The organism is Collimonas sp. OK242, from assembly GCF_900107095.1.
GTDB lineage: Bacteria > Pseudomonadota > Gammaproteobacteria > Burkholderiales > Burkholderiaceae_D > Collimonas.
The window spans coordinates 25,071-41,681 of sequence record NZ_FNOR01000023.1; the positions used below are offsets into that span (position 1 = coordinate 25,071).

A 16,611-nucleotide genomic window follows, 5' to 3' on the forward strand; every position below is an offset into this window, starting at 1 on the left:
GCAGCTAAATCAGATCTTGCCGACCAGGTCCAGCGATGGCGTCAGGGTTGCTTCGCCTTCTTTCCACTTGGCTGGGCAAACTTCGCCTGGGTGCGAAGCCACGTATTGCGCTGCCTTGACTTTGCGCAGCAATTCCGAAGCGTCGCGGCCGATGCCGTTGTCGTGGATTTCGTACAGCTTGATCAGGCCTTCCGGATTGATCACGAAGGTGCCGCGCAGCGCCAGGCCTTCTTCTTCGATCAGCACTTCAAAGTTGCGCGACAGCGTTGCAGTCGGATCGCCGATCAGCGGGTAGTTCACTTTCTTGATCGCGTCCGATGTGTCGTGCCATGCCTTGTGAGCGAAATGGGTGTCGGTCGAGATGCCGTAGATTTCCACGCCCAGTTTTTGGAATTCAGCGTAGTTGTCGGCCAGGTCTTCCAGTTCGGTCGGGCAGACGAAAGTGAAGTCGGCTGGGTAGAAAACGAATACCGACCATTTGCCCTTCAGGGTGTCCTGAGTGACTGGAACGAATTTGCCGTTGTGCAGGGCAGTTGCCGAGAACGGCTTAACTTGGGTATTGATCAGAGACATAGTGTTTTCCTTACTAAGTACTGGGTTGAGAAGCTGGGTTGAGAAGTCTAGGTAGCAACGATAAACCAGGTTGGTTCATTTGTATAATTGATTTAATTTTGTGTTTCGATTTGAAATAACTATCGATAACCGACGAATTCCTCCTTTGCATGCATTTTGCCTTGGTACACATCATGCTTTCCAGGCAATCAAAAAAACTGACCAGAAATGAATGGACGCTTTATCGGGCTATTAGTTTAAGCAAACTGCTCTGATTCGTCATGCCGAGATCCTGGAACCCTGCAAATGTACAAGTCCGACCCGAATGTAACGCAATGTAATGAACGGGAAATATTTCCAAAATATAATCTCCGCCCGGAACGCCCCCAAAAAGTGCGTGTCAGTGGCGCCAGCTTCTTATCAAGACCAGCCCCGTAAATATTTCCGAAAGTTACCATGCATAAAAAGATGCGTTTGACCGCGTTGACCGTCCTGGCCGCGCTGGCCGTTTCCGCCGCCGTTACCGCTTGCAGCAGCAATGGCGGCAGCAATCTTGAAGTCGTCATCCCGGAGGGGACGGTGCTGAAGCTGGCATTGCTGGAAACCACCGACATCCACCAGAACGTCCTCAGCTACGACTACTACGGCTTGAAGGCCGACACCAGCCTCGGCCTTGAACGCACCGCAACCCTGATCAAGGGCGCGCGCCAGGAAAATCCCAATAATCTCTTGCTGGACGATGGCGATGTGATCCAGGGCACGCTGCTCGGCGATTACCAGGCGGTTGCCGCGCCGCTTACCTGCAGCGGCACGCTGGCGGTGCATAAGGTGATGAATGCCTTGCAGTACGACGGCGCCGGCATGGGCAATCATGAATTCAACTACGGTCTCGATTTCCTGAGCCAGATCACCAATACCGACTTCGGCGTTCCGGGCGTGCAGAAAGGCAGCAACTGCGGCGCGCCGAATTTCCCGCTGGTGTTGTCCAACGTGGTCGGCGTGGCGTCGGGCAAGCCGATTTTCAATCCGTATGCGCTGATCGCCAAGCAGTTCGGCGCCACCAAGCCTGACGGCAGCACCATGAATGTCGCGCTGAATGTCGGCATCATCAGCTTTGTGCCGCCGCAGATCATGGATTGGGACCAGAAGAACCTGGCCGGCAAGGTGATGGTCAACGGCGTGCAGGAAACGGCGCTCAAGTATGTGCCGGAGATGCGCAGCAAGGGCGCCGACCTGGTGGTGGCCCTGTCGCACGGCGGGCTGGATGCTGCGCCTTACAGCCCCAAGATGGAAAACGGCAGTTTGTATCTTGCCGGTACCGGCATCGACGCGCTGATGCTGGGCCACGCCCACCTGATCTTCCCGCAAGCGCGTGAAGCCGGCGCGCCAGCCATCGATGCTTCGTTGTCGGCCTTGCCGAGCACCCTGGTGGATACCAGCAAAGGCCTGGTCAACGGCATTCCGGCAGTGATGGCGCAAAGCTGGGGGCGGCGTCTCGGCATCATCAAGATGGTGCTGAAATACCAGGGCGGTAAATGGGTGGTGCAGAAAGACCAGACCAATGTTGAGGCGCGCGGCTTCAAATATACCGACGGCAAGACCATCATCGCTGCCGAGCCGTCGATTGCGCCGCTGGTCGCCACCGAACACCAGGCCACGCTGTCCTACGCCACGCAGCCGCTGGGCACCACCACCGATTTCGAGATGTCGGCGTACTTTTCGCTGGTGGGCGATGTCAGCGCGATCCAGATCGTCAACCAGGCGCAGATCGACTATGTGAAGAACTTCCTCGCCAATTCGACCGATCCGGTGCTGGCCGGCTACAAGGCGATCCCGGTCATTTCCTGCAGCGCGCCGTTCAAAGCCGGCCGCAACGGTCCGACCGACTTTACCGATGTCGCTCCCGGTGCTTCGTCGGCTGCGCCGTTCGGCTTGCAAGTACGGAATCCGGGCGATCTGTACTTATATGGCAACAACAACCTGCAAGCGGTCAAGATCAAGGGTTCCGACCTGAAAAAATGGCTGGAAACCGCAGCGAAGCAGTTCGCCACGATCGATCCGGCCAGCACCGCCGAGCAAGACCTGGTGCCGTCCTACTCGACGATCTTCAACTACGACGTGTTCTATGCCGAAAACAATGCGATGCAATATCAGATCGATGTCACCAAACCGGTCGGCAGCCGCGTCAGCAACCTGACCTATGCCGGCAAGGCGGTGGCTGATACCGACGATTTCATCGTCGCCACCAATGACTACCGTGCCGGCGGCGGAGGCAATGTGCCGGGCATAGACGGCAGCAAGACCATCATCAAGTCGCCCGACGCCAACCAGGCGGTGGTCAGCGCTTATCTGAAAAAGCAGGGCAAGGTCACCAGCGCGGCAAACGGCAGCGGGCAAAGCTGGAGTTTCGTCAAGGTGACCACCCAAGGCCCGGTCATCCTGCGTTCGGCGCCGGGCAAGCTGCCGGTGGCGCAAGCGCTGGGCTTGAGCCAGGTGAAAGCGGAAGGCGCGCTGGATGCCAGCGGGTTTGCCAAATACGCTATCGACCTGAGCAAGTGATGAGTAATAAAAAATTGCAGGTGATGGCGCTCTTGCTGGCTGCGGCTGCCTTGGGTGCATGCAGGCAGACCCAGGATACGGGGCCGGACAATGCCCGCATCGAATCGGTGGGTTTGCTGGCCCTGCACGGCCGCCAGCAAAGCGCGATTGCCCAGCTGCGCGCCTGGGCCGTCGCCGGCCGGCCGGTGGCGCAGCGCGAACTGGCGTTGGCGCTGGCGTCGATGCCTGAGCAATCCGCACAAGCCGGCGCATGGCTGCAGAACGCGGCAGCCGCAAATGATGTCGAAGCGCAGTTTCAGCTGGGGCAGGCTTTCTATCAAGGCGGGCTGGGTTTCCAGCTTGACTACGGCCAAGCCTGGAACTGGTATGAGCGAGCGGCCGTAGCAGGCAATGCAAAAGCCGGTTTCATGCTGGCCCGCATGGCGAAATATGGCGAAGGCGTGCCACGCGATCTCAAGCGCTCGGCTAAATGGCTGCTGGAGGCTAGCGTGCAGGGCAATGCGCAGGCGATGTTCCTGCTGTCGAATGCTTATGCCGCAGGTGAAGGGGTGGAACAGGACCCGCGCTTGGCCCGGGAATGGCTGGAACGCTCGGCCGCGGGCGATTTTCCGGTAGCGATACAGGCGCTGGCCATGAGCCTGGAGAGCAGCGACCGGCATGGCGGACGCGATCCGGTGCGGGCGCGCCACCTGATCAAGGAAGCGACTGACGAACGCAGCATGCGCTGGAATAATTACCAGTGACAAGCAGGGCCATATAAGTCATTTTCAAAATATCCTCATACTCAACGGAGTAGAATTAGCCAGGAACCTGTGTGCCGATCCGGCGTCATATGCCGGCTGCCAGCGTCCGCGCCGGCATCATCCGCACACACCTGACCTGCATTCTCCATGAGGATTTTTCATGCTTTTGTCATTACGACGCACTTTGGTTGCCGCCATTTTCCTCACCGCCGCACAGCTTACCTTCGCGCAAACGCCGAAAACCGTCGTCCTTGAAGACCTGACCTGGACCGAGCTGCGGGCCCAGATCGCGGCCGGCAAGACCACCATCATCATTCCCATCGGCGCCACCGAGCAAAGCGGCCCCGACGTCGCGCTGGGCAAGCACAACGTCCGCGTGAAGATCTTGTCGCAGCGGATTGCCGAAGGCTTGGGTAATGCGCTGGTGGCGCCGGTGATCGCCTACGTGCCGGAAGGCGGTTACGCTCCGGCCACATCGCACATGCGTTTTCCCGGCACCATCACGGTGCCGGACGATGTCTTTGAAAAGACGCTGGAATCCGCCGCCAACAGTTTCAAGGTGCACGGCTTCAAGAACATCGTCTTTCTAGGCGATCACGGCGGTTATCAGAACGATATCAAGAAGGTGGTGGCGCAGCTCAACAAGGCCTGGTCCGGCTCGCCGGCGCGGGCCATCCTGCCGCCGGAATATTACGCCAGCAGCTCGGACGGCTACGCGCAAATCCTGCGCAAACGCGGTTATCGCGATGACGAGATCGGCACCCACGCCGGGCTGGCGGATACTTCATTGCAGCTCGCCGTGGCGCCGCAGATGGTGCGCCAGGACAGCCTGCGCAACGGTCCGAAACTCGGGCAGGCCGACGGCGTCTATGGCGGCGATCCGCGCCGTTCGACGGCGGAGCTTGGCCAGCTGGGCATCGATGCGATCGTGACGCAGACCGTCAATGCCCTGAAGACGGCTACCGCCGCCCGCTAGATTTTTTCCGCTATTTGTTTACAGTTACGACCTACTCGGTTACCACCTCAGTTGCCTCATATTTAATCAAGGAATCTCTCATGGCTTTTCAACTTCGCCGCCTGTCGCGCCTCGCATCCTCCGTCAGCGTTGCATTGGCTGCCTTATGCATCGCCGGCAGCGCCGCCGCTGCGCCCGCCCCCGCAATTACCACGGTGCCGGGCATGCCGCCGGTACTCAATCCGGCTAATCTGTACAGCGAAGCCGGCGCCGGTCGTTTCAGCCCGGCGGTGGCCGGCGCTTTGCCGCGGATTTATGTGCCGAATCTGCGTTCGAACGACGTCTACGTGATTGACCCGGCGACGTTCAAGGTGGTCGAGAAATTCCGCGTCGGTTTCAGCCCGCAGCACGTGGTCCCGGCATGGGATCTGCAAACCCTGTGGGTAGCCAACAATGCCGAAGGCCGGCCCGACGGCAGCCTGACCCCGGTCGATCCGAAGACCGCGAAGCCGGGCAAGGAGCTGCCGGTGGACGATCCCTACAATATGTATTTCACGCCCGACGGCAAGGAAGCCATCGTGGTGGTGGAAGCCCACGCCCAGCTGGATTTCCGCGATCCGCATACGATGGCCCTGAAGTCGAGCCTGGCGGTGCCGGAATGCAAAGGCATCAACCACGCCGATTTTTCTATCGACGGTAAATACGCCCTCTTCACCTGCGAGTTCGGCGGCCGCCTGGCGAAGATCGACCTGGTCAACCGCAAAGTGGTCGGCTACCTGCAACTCGACAAGAAGGGCATGCCGCAGGACATCCGCATTGCACCGGACGGCAAGGTGTTCTTTGTCGCCGACATGATGGCTGACGGCGTGTTCGTGATCGATGGCGACAATTTCACCAAGGTCGGCTTCATCAAGACCGGCACCGGCACCCACGGCCTGTACCCGAGCCGCGACGGCAGCAAGCTGTACGTCGCCAATCGCGGTTCGAACAAGATCCATGGCGCGCGCCATGGCAAAGGCAGCGTCTCGGTGATCGACTTCGCCACGCGCCAGGTGGTGGCCAACTGGCCGATCCCGGGCGGCGGCAGTCCCGACATGGGCAACGTCAGCGCGGATGGCAAGATGTTGTGGCTGTCCGGCCGCTTTGACGATGTGGTATATGCCATCGACACCACCAGCGGCGCCGTCAAATCGATCGCGGTCGGCGCGGAACCGCACGGTCTCACCGTCTGGCCGCAACCCGGCCGTTATTCGCTGGGCCACACCGGCAATATGCGTTAATCATGCCGGCAATAGAAGCCTTCGACGTCGCCTATGAAAATTTCACGCTGAAAGCCGATTTTCAGGCCGGCGCGTCGTCTTGCCATGCTTTGATACTGCATGGCGCCGGCGGCAGTTCGCGCGCCACCGCCAGCCGCTCGGGATTGCGGCCGGCATTGCAGGCGCGCGGCGTGGCGAGCACTTCTTTCGATTGCATCGGCCACGGCGATACCGGCGGCTTGCTGCAATACTCTTCGCTGAGCAGCCGCACGCGCCAGGCCGAGGCGGTGATCGCGGCGCAGAATTTGCTGCACCCGCTATCACAGCCGCTGGTGATATTCGGCAGCAGCATGGGGGCTTACAACGCCATCAAGCTGACGCAAACGCATGAGGTAGGCGCCTTGATTCTGATTGTGCCGGGCGTGTATGAACCTGCCGCTTACGATGTGCCGTTCGGGCCGCAGTTCTCGGAGATCATCCGGCGCGGCCGCAGCTGGGCCGACAGCGATGCCTGCGCGATCCTGTCGGAATTCAAGGGTAATCTGCTGATCATTGCCGCCGAACACGACGCCGTGATCCCCCCGGAAATACCGGAGCGGCTGCTGCTGGCGGCGCGCAAAGCCGGTTCGCGCCAGCTGCGGGTAGTGGCCGGGGCCGACCATCAGCGCCTGTTTCCATTGTTGAGCGAAGAGCGACCGGACGAATTTGACGAACTGATGGGCTTGATTGTCGATTGCGCCCAAGGTTCATCGCCCTAGCCCTTACGTTGCACAGTTGAACGGCGCCGCCGGCGCTACCGTCTGTCGGGACGAATGTTGATTTGCCGCCATACTGCCGCTACTCTTGCATCCACCTTTTATCAGGAGGAACCGCATGAAAATTGTATGGCTAGGCTGCCTTATCCTCGCTCTGACGTCCACCCAGGTCCATGCGCAACAGTCCGCCGACACGGCAAACTACAGGAAAGCACAAGAAGTCGTACGCGATCTGGAGCGCATCGTCGCCCCATCCGGCATACAAGAGTCCTATAAAACCAGCATCGGCGGCATAGACCAATGGCTGAACGTCAGGGGCCAGGATCAAGCCAACCCCATCGTCCTGTTCGTTCACGGCGGGCCGGCCTCCCCTTTGACCCCCACCATCTGGCAGTTCCAGCGGCCTATGGAAGAATATTTCACCGTGGTTAACTGGGACCAGCGCGGCGCCGGCAAGACCTATGGCGGCACCGATCCGAAGGACATTGGCGACAGCATACATATCGCCCGTTACGTCGACGATGCGATAGAAGTAGCCGAATACATCAAGCAGCGCTATCACAAAAAGAAAATCATCCTGATGGGGCATAGCTGGGGCACCATCGTCGCCATGAGCGCCGCGCTGAAGCGGCCGGATCTGTTCTACGCCTACGTCGGCATCGGACAGGTCATCAGCACCAGGGAAAACGAAAGCATCAGCTTTGAATACGCGCTTGAGCAAGCGAAAGCGCAGAACAACACGGCCGCACTGAAAGAGATGGAATCGATAGCGCCGTACCCGGGCGACCAGCCCATCACCCGCGAGCGCATCATCATCGCCAGGAAATGGCCTCAGTTTTACGGCGGCCTGAGTGCATTCCGTCATGCATCCAACTATTATTTCGACGCGCCGCTGCTATCGCCAGAGTATGACGAGGCCGACAGCCGCGCCATCGACGAGGGCAGCCTGTTCACCTTGGGTAAAATCCTGCCCGAATTCGTCAGTGTCGATTTTACGAATATCCATAGCTTCCCGATACCTGTCGTGATGTTCATGGGACGCCACGACTACACCACCCCGACCGCGCCCGCCGCCGCCTGGCTGGGCAAGCTGCATGCGCCCTACAAGCAGGGTGTCTGGTTCGAGCACTCGGCGCACATGATTCCATGGGAAGAGCCGGGAAAAATGCTGGTCAGCCTGCTGCAGTACGTGCGCCCTCTGGCAGAGAAGGCCAACTAGGGCCGCTTCGAGGGAGGGGATGGCAGCGAAAAATATCGATTCCCGATTTCCTCTATGATGCCAATGTGCCGGCAGCGTTACGCGCGGGCCGTTCCGGCTTTTTGGCTTTTGCTTAACCATTAGAGAGAATTCCATGAAAATCGATCTAAGCGACAAACATGCAATAGTGAGCGGCTCGACCGCCGGCATCGGCCTGGCGATTGCGCTCGGCCTGGCGCAAGCGGGCGCAACGGTAGTAGTGAACGGCCGCACCCAGCAGCGCGTCGACCAGGCGCTGGCGCAGATCCACGACAAATTCCCCACCGCCCGCTTGCAAGGCATCGCGGCCGACCTCGGCACGCAAGAAGGCGCGGCCTTGTTGTTCAGGCAAGTGCCGGATACCGACATCCTGGTGAACAATCTCGGCATCTTCGAAGCCAAGCCCTTCTTCGATATCAGCGATGAAGAATGGCAGCGCTTCTTCGACGTCAATGTGATGAGCGCAGTCCGCTTGTCGCGCCACTATGCGCCCGCCATGGCTAAGCGCGGCTGGGGCCGGGTGTTGTTTCTGTCGAGCGAATCGGGACTGCAGATTCCCAAGGAAATGGTGCATTACGGGATGACCAAGACCGCCCTGCTGGCGGTTTCGCGCGGCCTGGCGGAAACCATGGCCGGCAGCGGCGTCACAGTCAATGCGGTGTTGCCGGGACCGACCCGCTCCGAGGGTGTCGGCGACTTTTTCGCCTCGCTGGCGCGCGACAAAGGGGTTGCGGCCGAAGCGCTGGAGCGCGATTTCCTGACCGAGCACCGTCCGAGCTCGCTGATCCAGCGTCTTGCCACGGTAGAGGAAGTCGCCAATATGGTGGTCTACCTCGCTTCTGTGCAAGCCTCGGCCACCACCGGTGCCGCGCTGCGCGTGGATGGCGGCGTGGTGCGTTCGATTGCCTGATCATGCAGGGCTGGCGTTTGAAGTTGCTAAGCGGGATAATCTGGGCCGGAACGTTTCGCTCCGCAGCCTGTCTGTCAGAGTTGCCATTCAATGTATGAGACAACTATGCGCCTGTTCTTCCCTTTGATCGCAAGCCTGCTGCTGGCGGCTTGCGGCCATGTAACATCGCCTGGCGGCGAAAGCGGGACCACCATTACCCCTTATGGCGTGATCGATACCGGCGTCACGCGCAGTACGAATCGCTAATTACCGGACTGGAGTGCCGATTGAAGCAAGCCCCGAAGTCACACTTGAAGCAACACATCAACGCCAGCCTGGTCGAAGCGCAGCAAGCGCTGAATGGCTTGCTGGCCAACGACGCCGCTTTGCAATCCATCGAACAGGCGGCCGACTTGCTGATCGATGTATTTGAACGCAAGGGCCGCGTGTACTCGTGCGGCAACGGCGGCTCCATGTGCGACGCCATGCACTTCGCCGAAGAGCTGACCGGCCGCTACCGGCTGGATCGGGCGGCGCTGGGTGCGACGGCGATCAGCGATGCCGGGCATCTCACCTGCGTCGGCAACGACCATGGTTATGAACAGGTGTTTTCGCGCTATCTCGAAGGACATGGACGCGGCGGCGATTGCCTGGTCGCGCTGAGCACCAGCGGCACCAGCAAGAACATCGTGCGCGCGGCGCAAACCGCGCGCGATCTCGGGATGCATGTGATTGTGCTGTCGGGTAAGCAGAGTGAGTTGCTGGCGTCGTTGAGCAGCGTCTATATCTGCACTCCGGGCGGTACATTCGCCGATCGCGTGCAAGAGCTGCACATCAAGGTATTGCACATTTTGATCGAGCTTATCGAGCGGCATTTCTTTCCCGAGAATTACGCTGACAAGACCTAGGGCCTGTTAACAATTTTCCGGCGCCGGAATCAGCGCCGCTGTGGCTGCCAAAGTGAATGTAAAAAGGATGGTATTAGCTGAAAAACGGCATATTTCATCGATTATTCGCTGTTTAAGGCCGATTTCAGGCGATTTAAATCCTTTGCCGGAAGTCGGGTATTGGCAGGCCTTAGTTCAACTCGCGCAGCCGGCTGTGCCTGGGCAGCCGGGCGGCCAGGTAGTCATGCTGGTCGGCCAGGACATTTCTGCCGCTGAGCAGATAGTGCTCCGCACGGCAAGGCACATAGGGCACATACAGAAGCGGGCGAAAACTTTCCAGCGGCTTGTTGCCCTTTTCCTGGTTGCACTCCTTGCAGGCGGTGACGCAGTTCATCCAGGTATCCTTGCCGCCGTGGGAACGCGCATGGATGTGATCGCGCGATAGTTCGTTGTGCGGGAAGTGGCCGCCGCAGTAGGCGCAAGTGTAGCGGTCGCGTTTGAACAGCAGATCGTTGTGATGGCCCAGCGGCAGTTCCAGGTGCAGCATGCGCGCCATGATGGCGCTGCCGGCGATGGCGATGATAGGTTTGACGGCGATGCGCGACTGCACGCCGGTGCGGGAGTAGCCGCCGCGAAAAACGATGTCGTTGTCGTCGTCGCCGAGTTCCCAAGCCACCTTCCCGCTCGCATAATAGAGCACAGCATCTTGTGGCGAAATCCAGTCGAACGGATTGCCCGCGATATCGAGAGTCAGAATATGGGAATTCATTTTCTTCACCTTTGCCGTTGATTATAACCAGCATCCCGCTATTTCGGAAAGCCGGTGTTTTTTCGTTGTTTTAGCCGGCAATTAAGCTGGCAAGCAAAGGTGAGGCGCATCAAGCCTGGCGCTCAGGCATATGGCGGCCCCTTGAGTTCGACCACATTGCCTTCCGGATCGGTGACGTAGATCGAGGGGCCTTCCCCTTCCGCGCCGTTTCTTGAAGCAAGCTCGCCGGCTGCCACGCCGTTGGCGGCGAGGTGGGCGCGAATTGCTGCTTCGTCGAAAGGTTCGACGCGCAAGCAGAAATGATCCAGGTTGCGGCCTTCCTTGCCCGGCGCCGCGCCGCCCGCGCTGCCGAGCTTGCCGGCGACCGGCACCAGGTCGAGCATTGCGCTGCCGGCCCGAAGTTGCACCAGGCCAATGCTGTCTACTCTCCGGTCTATGCTGCATCCGAGTGCATCGCAGTAAAAATGCAGCATCCGCTCAAGGTCGGTCACGCGCAATACGAGGTGGTCGATTTCACGAATATGTATCATCTTGATGCTCGTTCAAAAATTTTATTGTAGGCGGGAGGCAGCATTCATGCCGGCTTGCGCCATACCACCAGTTTGGATACGAACAGCTGCAGCACTTCTCCGCGCTGGTTGCGCGTCTCGCTGCGCAGTTTCACGATGCCGCGCTCCGGGCGCGAGCGGGAAGGTGTAATTTCGATGATCTCGCTTTCCACATGCAAGATGTCGCTGGCGCGGGTCGGCTGCGGCCAGCTGATTTCGCCGCCCGCGCCGATGAGGCCGTCTTGCAGCGGCATGCCGCTGGTGACCAGCAGGCGCATGGTGATAGCGGCGGTATGCCAGCCGCTGGCCGCCAGTCCGCCAAACATGGTGTTCTTGGCGGCGGCGTCGCTCAAATGGAAAGGCTGGGGATCGAATTGCCGGGCAAATGCCAGGATTTGCTGTTCGTCCAGCACATGTTCGGCGCTGCTGAAGCGGTCGCCGACTTTCAGGTCGTCCAGGTATAGCGTGGGCTGTGGGGTGGGCTTGCTGGTGGGGTTGTTGTCGGCGCCGCTCATTACGGGTTCCTCGCTGTAGTCAAAGCTTGCTGCGGTCAAGAGTCATGGGCCAGGGGCACGGTGGTCAGGTAAGCAGTGAATAGTTGTTCGAATGTGTGCTAACGTACAGATGCAATCTTACATGCCGCCTACAGTTTCATCATGCACGCGGAGAAAGATGCGCCGCACCATAAATATCGCCTGGTCAGGGAGTCGCATCAGGAGCTGGGAGGTTATGGAAGGAAGCTCAGTCAAAATGCTGGTTGATACACATCTTTGCCATGCAATACAACGGTTATAGCGTGCTTGCAACGCGGTTATAACGTTGCTTAGTTAATATTACTATTATTATTGATGGAGAAAAAAATGCAAAAAAAATCCTCTTTCCCTTCCAAGGGACTGGCAGCCATCGCGGTCGCCATGGCCAGCCTCACATTTGCCGGTTGCTCCACAACCATGCCGGGTCACGAAGCAAGTTCTCAAACCAGCCGCAACGATGTCAATGCGGGCGTAGATGCCACTTTATCCAAACTGTATCAGACCGCACCCGCCTCGCGCGAGCTGGTAGCCCGGGCCAAGGGCGTGCTGGTATTCCCGGCAGTGCTGGAAGCCAGTTTTGTGCTCGGCGCTGAATACGGCAAGGGCGCACTGCGCGTCGGCGGCCGTACCGAGGGTTATTACAGCACCACTGCCGGTTCGATCGGTTTCCAGGCCGGAGCGCAATCGAAAGCAATCATCTTGTTATTCATGACGCAGGATGCGCTGGATAAATTCCGCAACAGCAATGGCTGGACGGTGGGCGCCGACGCCACCGTGGCGCTGGCCAATATCGGCGCCAACGGCAGCATAGACACCAATACGGCGCAGCAGCCTATCATTGGCTTCATCAATACCAATGGCGGATTGATTGCCGGCGTGTCGCTGCAAGGCGCGAAGATCTCGAAGATTTCGCTCTAAATCGAGACCGGTAAATCAGCAGCTGCAACACTGCAGATGCAACACCGATGCGGCATCTTTCCGAGGATGCCGTATTTTTTTGCGGCGGCGGACAGCCGGCAGATTTTCACTTAGTCGCCCAGCAGTTCAGCCACCGCCTGCATGCCGTCGACACGTTTGGCGATGACTTTGACGATGACGATAATCGGGATGCCGAGCAGCAGGCCCCATATTCCCCACAGCCATCCCCAGAAAAGCAGTCCGATAAATACCGCCGCCGCATTCATTTTGGCGATTCTGCCCGTCATCCAGGTGGTCACGAAGGTGCCGATCAGGGTGGCGATAACCAGGGTCGACGCCGACACCAGCAACATCATCGAAAACGATTGAAACTGCATGAACGCGGTCAAGCCGGTGGCGACGGCGATCAGCAGCGGGCCGAAGTACGGGATGATATGCAAGAAGCCGCCCGCCACCGCCCAGGCGCCGGCGTTTTCCAGCCCGACCGAGCGAAATACCACCCACATCATGGTCGCCAGCAAGGCATTCGTCACCAGCAGCATGAACATGTAATTCTGGATCGACGTATTGATATCGAGCAGGATATTGACGGCGATCTTTTTGTTGGACAAAGACGGCCCGGTCAGCTTGACCAGCTTGCGTTTGAAGGTGTCGCCGGACAGCAAGAGAAAAAAGACCAGGAAAATCACCATCACCACCTGTCCGATGAATAGCATCGCACCCATCGAACCGGTCCACAGCCATTCGCCCAATTGAAACGCCGGCGGCGCCGGACTGGCCTGGCGCTTACTATCCGGCTTTACGCCTGCGGCCTGGCCGGCGGCGGTTTGGATTTCGTTGGCTGCGGCCTGCATTTTCTGGATAGTGCTGGCCTCTCCGCCCTGTGTCCTGGCTTGGATGCTGACCATGGCGCGCGATAATTGATGGGCGGCGGCCGGCAGGCGTTCGACTATCGATTGGAATTCACCGCGTAAAGAATAGGCAACCTGGCCCAGGCCAAGCAGCAAGGTCGCCATCACGACGCACGTGCCGACCAAACGCGGGATACGGATACGCTCCAGCCAGGCCACCAAAGGATTCAAGGTGTAGGCAATGAAAATGCCGAACAGCAACGGGACCAGGAAACTGCGCGCCCATTGCAGGGCAAATACCAGTGCCAATACGGTAAGTGTGCGCAGGCAAAGACTGCGGACATTGGTCGAACCGGTAGGGGAAAGCGGCGCCAGCGGCCCGGTCATCAGGGGGGCGGCTGCCGCGTTTGTATCCGGCCCATCCTCGGTCACATTCTCAGGCACATCCGCAGCTACATGTTCAGGCGCATCGTTGGCGCTTGCTTCAGCTGTTGCGACTGCTGCATGGGCGATTGGTGGTTTCATTGGATAATTTGCTGCGCAATTCTTGAATCTAGCTTGATGGGGAGAGATTACCTACCTTAACGCAAAAAGTAGGTACGTCACCGTACAGAGACTGCATTATTTTCCTCGGATGATAGCCTGGCGATGATGATCGGAAAGACAAGTTCAGCTTGTCACTTTCCCATGTGATGTCGCCGGCTCTGGAAAAAGAGTATTCTTGATCTGAAACATTAATTACAAAAAATTCACTGCTGGCTATATCCGTTCGCAACTCTTAAACTCTTGCATCACCTCTCCGGAGCTTCCCGCATGACCGCATCGCCCGAGCCGCGCATCACCGGCTATCACGCCCACATCTATTTCGATGCAAGCACCCTGGCGCAGGCGCAAGCCTTGTGCGAGGAGGCGGCGCGGCGGTTTACGTTAAGCATGGGCCGGGTTCATCAACGGCCGGTAGGGCCGCATCCGGACTGGAGTTGCCAGCTGGCGTTCGAACCGGCCGTGTTTGGCGGCCTGATTCCGTGGCTGGCCTTGCATCGTGCGGGGCTGGTGGTGTTTATCCATCCATTGAGCGGCGACGATCTGCAGGATCATCGCGACCATGCCATCTGGATGGGCGCGGTACGGCCATTGAAATTGTCGATTTTCTCCAGCGAGTCAGAGACAGCGAGCCAGGAATAATGAAACCAGGCCAGTGCAGAAAGGCGGGTCCGTATCATGAGTAATACAGTCGTGCGCAATCGAATCTTGCCGCAGCTCGCAGGGCTGGCGCTGCTCGCCTTGCAACTGGCTCCCGGCGTCAGCGCGGCCGCCGGCCCGGTGACCGCGATCGATCCCGGCCGCACCGACAAGCCGGGTTTCCTGGTCGTCATCGAACAGGCGGGATATTACCGCCTGTCCGGCAACTTGAAAGTAGCTGACGCCAACACCACGGCGATCGAAATCAATGCCGACAACGTTACCCTGGATCTGAACGGCCACGTCATCCAGGGACCGACCCGATGCTTGCAATTGCCGGCGCCTTGCTGGCCGAGCGGCGTCGGCAATGGCGTACATGCGGTTAATCGCAGCGGCATCGCAATCAAGAACGGGATCATCCAGGGCATGGGGAATTACGGCGTCTACCTGGAAACCAATTCGGTCAGTCTCGACCACATAGTGCTTGCCCGCAACGGCCACGGCGGCGCGGTATTCTTTGGCGGTTCCATCAGCAACAGCGTAGCTGAGGCGAACGGCGGCGATGGCATCTTCGGCGTCGATCTGAAGGTGCGCAGCAATGTGATGCGCGGCAATCAGATGATGGGGCTGGCTGCTTTCGGCCGCTCCAGTTTCAGTAATAATCAATTCAAGGGCAATAACAGCAACGCCGCCCAAACCAATCTGAAGTCCGCCGCCGCCGATCGCAATGTCTGCAATATGGCGGCTTGTCAGTAACTGCTCAACGGTCAACCCAGGCCATGCGTTCCTTGCTATAGCGTTCGCCGGCCACCTGTCGCAGGGCATTTTCCAGCAGCGTGGTTTCGCCTTGGTCTAAGGTCACTGCAACGGCGCCGGCATTTTGCTCAAGGTAGGCGCGGCGCTTGGTGCCTGGAATCGGCACGATGTCGTCGCCTTGCTGCAATACCCAGGCGAGCGCGATCTGGCTGCTGCTGACGCCTTTCGCGGCAGCGATCGCGCCGACCACTTTCGCCGCCCGCATATTGGCATCGAAATTGGCGCCCTGCATGCGCGGATCAAGATGGCGGAAATCGGAGGCCGGATAGCTTTCCGCCCGTTGCGCAGTGCCGCTCAGGAAGCCGCGCCCGAGCGGGCTGAATGGCACCAGCCCGATACCGAGTTCGCGCAAGGTCGGCAGAATATCGGCTTCCAGGTTACGTTCCCATAGCGAATATTCGCTTTGCAGGACGCTGATCGGATGCACTGCGTGGGCTTTGCGGATATTCGCCACGCCGGCCTCGGACAGGCCCAGAAAGCGGACCTTGCCTTCACGCACCAGATCGGCCATGACGCCCACCACTTCTTCAATCGGCACGGCCGGATCGACCCGGTGCTGATACAGCAAATCGATGTAATCGGTAGCGAGGCGGCGCAGCGATCCTTCCACCGCCCGTCGTATGTGGCCCGGTTCGCTGGTGATGCCGGTGGTGACGCCATTCTCTATCTTGAAGCCGAATTTGGTGGCCAGCACCACTTCATGCCGGCGGCCCTTGAAGACGCGCCCCAGCAGGGTTTCATTCTCGTAGGGACCGTATTGTTCCGCCGTGTCGAAAAAGTTGATGCCCAATGCCAGCGCCCGCTCCAGGGTGGCGATGGATTCCGCTTCATCCGCTGCGCCGTATGCGGTACTCATGCCCATGCAGCCGAGGCCGATGGCCGATACCGTCAGTCCGCCTGATCCCAGTTTCCGTTGTTTCATCATGGATTGCTCCGGATAGAGTTAACTTTGGCGCTCCAGCCTGGCCTCGCGTTGAGGGTTGACCGGGCCAAGCGCCGCAAGTTAGTATAAGCGATGCTTACGCAATCCTTCATCCTCCCGCCCCGCCACGTCTGCACGCACTGTCTGTGTTGTTGCTGCACGCTGTCAATGCAGCGCGCCTGATTTCTTCCGGTTCGCTGGCCTGTATTGGTCAACTCATGGCCAACCTGTTTTCG

General features: G+C 59.1%; 18 protein-coding genes. 12 read left to right on the forward strand and 6 right to left on the reverse strand.

What is annotated here, in order from left to right; all coding sequences use genetic code 11:
• Positions 1-9: 9 nt before the first annotated feature.
• Positions 10-573, reverse strand: coding sequence for an alkyl hydroperoxide reductase subunit C (ahpC, locus tag BLV81_RS21015; protein ID WP_092359866.1), 564 nt, complete (start codon positions 571-573; stop codon positions 10-12).
• 447 nt (positions 574-1,020) lie between these two features.
• Between ahpC and BLV81_RS21020 the strand changes: the two genes are divergently transcribed.
• The 9 genes from BLV81_RS21020 (at position 1,021) to BLV81_RS21055 (ending at position 9,857) form a co-directional block, all read left to right on the forward strand.
• Positions 1,021-3,111 (forward strand): bifunctional 2',3'-cyclic-nucleotide 2'-phosphodiesterase/3'-nucleotidase, encoded by a 2,091-nt coding sequence (locus tag BLV81_RS21020; protein ID WP_092359898.1) that lies wholly within the window; start codon positions 1,021-1,023, stop codon positions 3,109-3,111.
• A complete protein-coding gene (locus BLV81_RS21025; protein WP_092359867.1) occupies positions 3,111-3,854 on the forward strand; it encodes a tetratricopeptide repeat protein in 744 nt (247 codons plus the stop codon). The genes BLV81_RS21020 and BLV81_RS21025 overlap by 1 nt, the downstream gene beginning before the upstream one ends.
• 160 nt (positions 3,855-4,014) lie before the next feature.
• The gene (locus BLV81_RS21030; protein WP_092359868.1) at positions 4,015-4,830 is read left to right on the forward strand and encodes a creatininase family protein; all 816 of its coding nucleotides are present in this window, start codon (positions 4,015-4,017) and stop codon (positions 4,828-4,830) included.
• 80 nt (positions 4,831-4,910) lie between these two features.
• Positions 4,911-6,089, forward strand: coding sequence for a YncE family protein (locus tag BLV81_RS21035; protein ID WP_092359869.1), 1,179 nt, complete (start codon positions 4,911-4,913; stop codon positions 6,087-6,089).
• A gap of 2 nt (positions 6,090-6,091) precedes the next feature.
• Positions 6,092-6,826 carry an alpha/beta hydrolase gene (locus BLV81_RS21040; RefSeq protein ID WP_092359870.1) on the forward strand — a complete coding sequence of 245 codons (735 nt, stop codon included), beginning with the start codon at positions 6,092-6,094 and terminating at the stop codon, positions 6,824-6,826.
• A 115-nt stretch (positions 6,827-6,941) separates the two neighbouring features.
• Positions 6,942-8,042, forward strand: a complete 1,101-nt coding sequence (locus tag BLV81_RS21045; RefSeq protein WP_092359871.1) for an alpha/beta hydrolase — start codon at positions 6,942-6,944, stop codon at positions 8,040-8,042.
• 133 nt (positions 8,043-8,175) lie between these two features.
• Positions 8,176-8,970 (forward strand): SDR family NAD(P)-dependent oxidoreductase, encoded by a 795-nt coding sequence (locus BLV81_RS21050; protein WP_092359872.1) that lies wholly within the window; start codon positions 8,176-8,178, stop codon positions 8,968-8,970.
• A gap of 105 nt (positions 8,971-9,075) precedes the next feature.
• The gene (locus BLV81_RS24005) at positions 9,076-9,216 is read left to right on the forward strand and encodes a hypothetical protein (RefSeq protein WP_176992923.1); all 141 of its coding nucleotides are present in this window, start codon (positions 9,076-9,078) and stop codon (positions 9,214-9,216) included.
• Between the two features lie 44 nt (positions 9,217-9,260).
• Positions 9,261-9,857 carry an SIS domain-containing protein gene (locus tag BLV81_RS21055; RefSeq protein WP_092359873.1) on the forward strand — a complete coding sequence of 199 codons (597 nt, stop codon included), beginning with the start codon at positions 9,261-9,263 and terminating at the stop codon, positions 9,855-9,857.
• A 169-nt stretch (positions 9,858-10,026) separates the two neighbouring features.
• Here the strand turns inward: BLV81_RS21055 and BLV81_RS21060 are convergent, their stop codons facing one another.
• The 3 genes from BLV81_RS21060 to BLV81_RS21070 all read right to left on the reverse strand — a co-directional run bounded on the left by BLV81_RS21060 (position 10,027) and on the right by BLV81_RS21070 (position 11,668).
• A complete protein-coding gene (locus BLV81_RS21060; protein ID WP_176992924.1) occupies positions 10,027-10,605 on the reverse strand; it encodes an HNH endonuclease in 579 nt (192 codons plus the stop codon).
• Between the two features lie 122 nt (positions 10,606-10,727).
• Positions 10,728-11,135 carry a VOC family protein gene (locus BLV81_RS21065; RefSeq protein WP_092359875.1) on the reverse strand — a complete coding sequence of 136 codons (408 nt, stop codon included), beginning with the start codon at positions 11,133-11,135 and terminating at the stop codon, positions 10,728-10,730.
• Between the two features lie 44 nt (positions 11,136-11,179).
• Positions 11,180-11,668, reverse strand: coding sequence for a MaoC family dehydratase (locus BLV81_RS21070; RefSeq protein ID WP_092359876.1), 489 nt, complete (start codon positions 11,666-11,668; stop codon positions 11,180-11,182).
• Between the two features lie 345 nt (positions 11,669-12,013).
• On the opposite strand from BLV81_RS21070, the gene BLV81_RS21075 reads away from it, so the two are divergent.
• A complete protein-coding gene (locus BLV81_RS21075) occupies positions 12,014-12,604 on the forward strand; it encodes a BPSL1445 family SYLF domain-containing lipoprotein (RefSeq protein WP_092359877.1) in 591 nt (196 codons plus the stop codon).
• Between the two features lie 110 nt (positions 12,605-12,714).
• Here the strand turns inward: BLV81_RS21075 and BLV81_RS21080 are convergent, their stop codons facing one another.
• The gene (locus BLV81_RS21080; RefSeq protein ID WP_255365402.1) at positions 12,715-13,980 is read right to left on the reverse strand and encodes an AI-2E family transporter; all 1,266 of its coding nucleotides are present in this window, start codon (positions 13,978-13,980) and stop codon (positions 12,715-12,717) included.
• 288 nt (positions 13,981-14,268) lie between these two features.
• Here BLV81_RS21080 and BLV81_RS21085 point away from each other — a divergent pair, with 288 nt between their 5' ends.
• Positions 14,269-14,640, forward strand: a complete 372-nt coding sequence (locus tag BLV81_RS21085) for a DOPA 4,5-dioxygenase family protein (RefSeq protein WP_092359878.1) — start codon at positions 14,269-14,271, stop codon at positions 14,638-14,640.
• Positions 14,641-14,676: 36 nt separating this feature from the next.
• Positions 14,677-15,393: a right-handed parallel beta-helix repeat-containing protein gene (locus BLV81_RS21090; RefSeq protein WP_092359879.1), complete on the forward strand. Its 717-nt coding sequence runs from the start codon at positions 14,677-14,679 to the stop codon at positions 15,391-15,393.
• Positions 15,394-15,397: 4 nt separating this feature from the next.
• Here the strand turns inward: BLV81_RS21090 and BLV81_RS21095 are convergent, their stop codons facing one another.
• Positions 15,398-16,378: an aldo/keto reductase gene (locus BLV81_RS21095; protein WP_092359880.1), complete on the reverse strand. Its 981-nt coding sequence runs from the start codon at positions 16,376-16,378 to the stop codon at positions 15,398-15,400.
• Positions 16,379-16,611 lie beyond the last annotated feature (233 nt).